Genomic DNA, 4,517 nt, shown 5'->3' on the forward strand with positions numbered 1-4,517 from the left:
AAATAACATAACTACAAAAATTTTTAAACCATTAATAAATATTTCCTTATTTTTTAAGTTTGGAAGAGAGTCTATATTTTTAAGAGTGAATATAAAAACTGTAAGACAGTAACCTAATACAAAAATTCCAACGATACCTCCAAAGAAGATATAGCATAAAATATTTGGAAATAAAGTTAGTATCCAAAGAGATAAAATTACTAAGCCACCCAATAATGTTTTTTTATAATTTTCTCTATAAAAAGGATAAATTAATGGTTCTATAATAAGTTTTTTAATTGTTTGGTTCATAAACTTCCCCTCTTAAATAAAAAATTATAGAATTAACAAACTCTTGGTATAGGATCACCAATTGGCATATCTACAATTCTCCTACCTACAATAGTTTCCATTATAACTCCTTTATGCTCTTTTGTAGCATAGCCAATAATTTCTGCATTTTTTCCTAATGGATGTTCTCTCAAAATCTCTAAACATCTTTCGGCATCTTCTTTTTTAACAGCCATTACTACTTTTCCCTCATTAGCTATTGTTAATGGATCTAAACCTAAAATATCACAAATTGACTGAACTTCATCACTTATAGGGATTTTGTCCTCAAATATCGTTATTCCTATATTGCTTTTTTCAGCCATTTCATTTAATGCATCTGCCAATCCTCCCCTTGTAGGATCTTTCATTGCATTTATTTGAATTCCTTCTTCTAAAACCTTCTCAATCAATTTATTTATTGGAGCTACATCTGATTTTATATTAACATCAAAATCAAAACCTTCTCTTGATAATAAAATAGATAATCCATGCTCTCCAATATTGCCTGATACAATTATTGCATCTCCTTCCTTAACATTACAGTCTCTTATAGCTTTACCTCTATCAACTATTCCTATCCCAGAAGTTGAAATAATAATATCATCAACACCATCAGAAACCTTTGTGTCTCCGGTAATTATTGCCACTTCTGCTTCTTTGGAAGTTTCATTTATAGATTTAATAATCCTCTCCAAGTCCTCTAACTTAAAACCCTCAGGAATTATTAAAGATAAAGACAATGCCAATGGTTTAGCTCCCATAACTGCTAAGTCATTTACTGTTCCACTAACTGCTAATCTGCCAATATCTCCTCCTGGAAAAAATATTGGTTTAACTGTATGTCCATCAACAGTAAAAACAATCTCTTTATCTCCTATTGGTATTGTTGAAGAGTCATCCAAACTTTCCAATCCGATACCGCCATTAACAGAAGTTAATTCTAAATTTTTTAAAATAACATTTTTTATTAAATCTTGCATTGCCTTTCCTCCGGCACCGTGCATTCTTGTAATTTTCATAATCTCCCTATTTCATATTTTTTATAATTATTTTCTAATTACTTTTATTTAAATGAATATCCATGATATGTGGCTATTACAGTTTTTATAAAGGTTATTGTCCATAAACCAAACAATAGCCAGTATAATACAAATCCAATGTAATCTATTATAATGTATTGGAATATATTATAAACCATATGAGAGGATGCAACATATGCTCCAAGAGGGAAGATAAACGCCCACCAAGGCATACCATAAGGCAATTTTAGTTTTTTAACATAGTGTATTGTCATTATTATTGCCATCAAGACCCACCACACACCGAAGCCCCAAAACAGTAATGAAAATATATAAAACGGCTCTTTTACTGAAATAAATGGAGAATTATTTACTAAATTAATCAATGCTATAATTCCTGCTCCGATTGGTCCTAAATTGATCCATATGGTTGGAGATAATTCTGAAGGTAGTGGATGGTGTAGTATAAATCTATAAATAACTATTGCAAGTAGAGCCAAATATAAGAAAAATCCTGAACCCCAACAATAATAATTTATTATTACTGCTACTTCATATAATATTCCACTTAAATGAGGGATTATCAAACTTCCAGCAATTGAAACTACTATTAAACCTACTGGTGGAATATACCAACCTGGATTAACATGATCCAGTTTTATACTTTCTGATTTAAACATATAGTAAGGAACTATTAAACTAAAAAGTAGCATACCAATTGCTCCAAAAGCCCAAAAGTATTTTGCAATATCTATATTATGCCCAATTAGAATAAGATCTGATGCTAATACGAGCATTGCAACTGCAATTGTTGGATAAAATGAACTTAAAACTGGATGTTCTAAATCTGCCAATGCATCTTTTGGGAACAATATCCATCTCAAAGTCCAAGGAATTAAGAATATAAAGAACATTATAATATTTAGGTAAAATAAACCAATAGCAACATATTTTAATACTAGAATATATACTGAATACATCCAACTTGATATTGCAAAAATTCCTGTTCCCATTACTGATGCAAACCACGAAGGTATAAAATTTTTAACAATATCCCATTTTGATTCACATGCTTCTAACATTCTCTCACGCACTATTTTTTATCTCATATGTGGTAATTTAATACTCGTTATTAATACTTGATACACTTATATTTAAACTTTTCGATATATCGATTAATTCTAATATTTTAAAAATAAATTTGATTATATGGATATAAGATAAAACATAACTAAATAAAATATAATGTAAAAAAATTTTTAAAATTAATTTTTAGTTATCATAGTTCCTATACCTTCCTCGGTAAATATTTCTAACAACAAAGCATGAGGAATTTTTCCATTTATTATATGAACACTCTTAACTCCATGATTTAAAGCATACAAAGCACTTTCTGCCTTAGGAATCATTCCACCCTTTATTCTTCCATCTTCAATCATTTCAACTAACTCTGAAGCAGTTAATTTTCTATGCAATGTCTCTGGATTATTAACATCATCCATTATTCCATCCACATCAGTTATTAAAATAAGTTTCTCTGCTTTTAAAGCCCCTGCTATGTCTCCAGCGACTGTATCTGCATTTAAATTATATGCTTCTCCTTTTTCATCCAAACCTATTGGAGATATTACTGGAATATATCCATTTTTTATTAATATATCTAAGAGTTCAGTATTAACTTCAACTGTCTCACCAACTTTACCTAAATCAACTGCTATTTTCTCTCCTTTTTCATTTTTAATGTATTTAATTTTTTTCTTTGCAATTATAATTCTTCCTGACTTTCCTGATAATCCAACAGCCTTTCCACCAAATTTTGATAATTTAGATACTATATCTCCATTTATTTTCCCAGCCAACACCATTTCAACAATATCTAAGGTTTCCTCGTCAGTTACTCTTAAACCATGAACAAATTTTGGTTTTTTGCCCATTTTTTCCATTGCTTTATTAATCTCTGGCCCTCCTCCATGAACAACTACGGGATGTATTCCAACATATTTAAGTAAAACAACATCCTGAGCAGTCCAATTTTTCGCTTTTTCATCAATCATCGCATGCCCTCCATACTTTATAACAAATGTTTTTCCATGGAACTTCTGAATATATGGTAACGCTTCCAATAAAACCTCTGCCTTTTTTACCATAACAATCCCCAAGATTTTTATTTTATTCTGTTAAATGAAATATTATTTATTTAAACTTTATCAAACGATAAGTTATAAATAATAGCAAAGTTGTATATGTAAAGTTAAAGGAAGTTGATAAAAAATATAGGGAGTGTTTTTATTATTGGTGAGAAACAATGCCAAATTATCATGTAACATTACAAGCGGCTTACATTGTGAGAAATGTAGATGATGTAGAAGACGCTATAAGCGTTACAATATCTCAGATAGGTAAAATGTTAAATAAAGAAGGACTAAATTATGTAGATATAGACATTGGATTAACTATATGTCCAAAGTGTGGTGAATTGGTAGATTGTGTTTTAGTTGTAGCAAGAACAGCCTTAGTAGGTGTTTTACTCTCCATAAAGGTATTTAATGCAGAAAGTCCTGAGCATGCTATAAGAATAGCAAAGGCAACAATTGGAAAAGTTCTAAAAAATATACCATTAGAGCCAGTTGATGTTGTAGAGTTAGAAAAATAAAATCTTTATTTATCCTTTTTTAAATCCTAACCCAAAGCCAATTAAAAATGAAGTTCCAAATGAAAGGGAGTGTATTAAACCAACAAGTTTATTTCCAAAAACTATTAAAGAACTTTCAAAGTTTCCAATTAATGCTAAAAAAGCATCTTTATTGATACTTATAACTCCTATTTTTGCCAAGTAAAGTAAGCTTAATATATAGATACCTATTAAAAACGCTACTATTTTTATCGCCTTTTTTGCAGCCCATCCTACAACAAATCCTATAATAAACCCTCCTCCAATATCTGGAATAAATTGTGTAATGTCCATAATTACTCACCTTCTTAATAATTACTTGGTTATTATTAATTTAAGTATAAAAAAGTTTCTTTTAAGTGTGATGAGACTGTCAAGATAAGAAAGATTTAAAAATATGGAAGTAAAAAATAGGGGATATGAAGCTGACGATAGAAGTATTAAAGGAACGAATGGCGGAACTTTTTAAGAGAGATAGGAAATCGGTGGAGATTAAAATTTTATCTGGGATTTTA

At 29.7% G+C, this 4,517-nt stretch carries 5 protein-coding genes and 2 pseudogenes; 2 read left to right on the top strand and 5 right to left on the bottom strand.

Going from position 1 to position 4,517, the window contains the following annotated elements; genetic code table 11:
• From HZY31_RS06650 to argB, 4 genes and pseudogenes are all read right to left on the bottom strand, one after another.
• Window positions 1–291: pseudogene (locus tag HZY31_RS06650) on the bottom strand (hypothetical protein); the annotation flags it as partial.
• Between the two features lie 32 nt (window positions 292–323).
• Complete coding sequence (hypE, locus tag HZY31_RS06655; protein WP_297318636.1) at window positions 324–1,331, bottom strand: hydrogenase expression/formation protein HypE; 1,008 nt, start codon at window positions 1,329–1,331, stop codon at window positions 324–326.
• 44 nt (window positions 1,332–1,375) lie between these two features.
• The gene (locus tag HZY31_RS06660) at window positions 1,376–2,413 is read right to left on the bottom strand and encodes a TDT family transporter (RefSeq protein WP_297318637.1); all 1,038 of its coding nucleotides are present in this window, start codon (window positions 2,411–2,413) and stop codon (window positions 1,376–1,378) included.
• Between the two features lie 183 nt (window positions 2,414–2,596).
• Window positions 2,597–3,478 (bottom strand): acetylglutamate kinase, encoded by an 882-nt coding sequence (gene argB / locus HZY31_RS06665; RefSeq protein ID WP_297318638.1) that lies wholly within the window; start codon window positions 3,476–3,478, stop codon window positions 2,597–2,599.
• 158 nt (window positions 3,479–3,636) lie between these two features.
• On the opposite strand from argB, the gene HZY31_RS06670 reads away from it, so the two are divergent.
• Window positions 3,637–3,984 (top strand): DUF555 domain-containing protein, encoded by a 348-nt coding sequence (locus HZY31_RS06670; RefSeq protein WP_297318639.1) that lies wholly within the window; start codon window positions 3,637–3,639, stop codon window positions 3,982–3,984.
• Window positions 3,985–3,993: 9 nt separating this feature from the next.
• Here HZY31_RS06670 and HZY31_RS06675 read toward each other — a convergent pair whose 3' ends face one another.
• Window positions 3,994–4,296 (bottom strand): FUN14 domain-containing protein, encoded by a 303-nt coding sequence (locus tag HZY31_RS06675; RefSeq protein WP_214399796.1) that lies wholly within the window; start codon window positions 4,294–4,296, stop codon window positions 3,994–3,996.
• A 125-nt stretch (window positions 4,297–4,421) separates the two neighbouring features.
• On the opposite strand from HZY31_RS06675, the pseudogene HZY31_RS06680 reads away from it, so the two are divergent.
• Window positions 4,422–4,517: pseudogene (locus tag HZY31_RS06680) on the top strand (IS6 family transposase); the annotation flags it as partial.

The sequence above is a fragment of the Methanocaldococcus sp. genome, assembly GCF_024490875.1.
Taxonomy (GTDB): domain Archaea; phylum AGJL01; class Methanococci; order Methanococcales; family Methanocaldococcaceae; genus Methanocaldococcus.

Coding starts and splice junctions, on each gene's coding strand:
- hypE (WP_297318636.1), bottom strand. CDS start 1,331: ATGAAAATTACAAGAATGCACGGTGCCGGAGGAAAGGCAATGCAAGAT.
- HZY31_RS06660 (WP_297318637.1), bottom strand. CDS start 2,413: ATGTTAGAAGCATGTGAATCAAAATGGGATATTGTTAAAAATTTTATA.
- argB (WP_297318638.1), bottom strand. CDS start 3,478: ATGGTAAAAAAGGCAGAGGTTTTATTGGAAGCGTTACCATATATTCAG.
- HZY31_RS06670 (WP_297318639.1), top strand. CDS start 3,637: ATGCCAAATTATCATGTAACATTACAAGCGGCTTACATTGTGAGAAAT.
- HZY31_RS06675 (WP_214399796.1), bottom strand. CDS start 4,296: ATGGACATTACACAATTTATTCCAGATATTGGAGGAGGGTTTATTATA.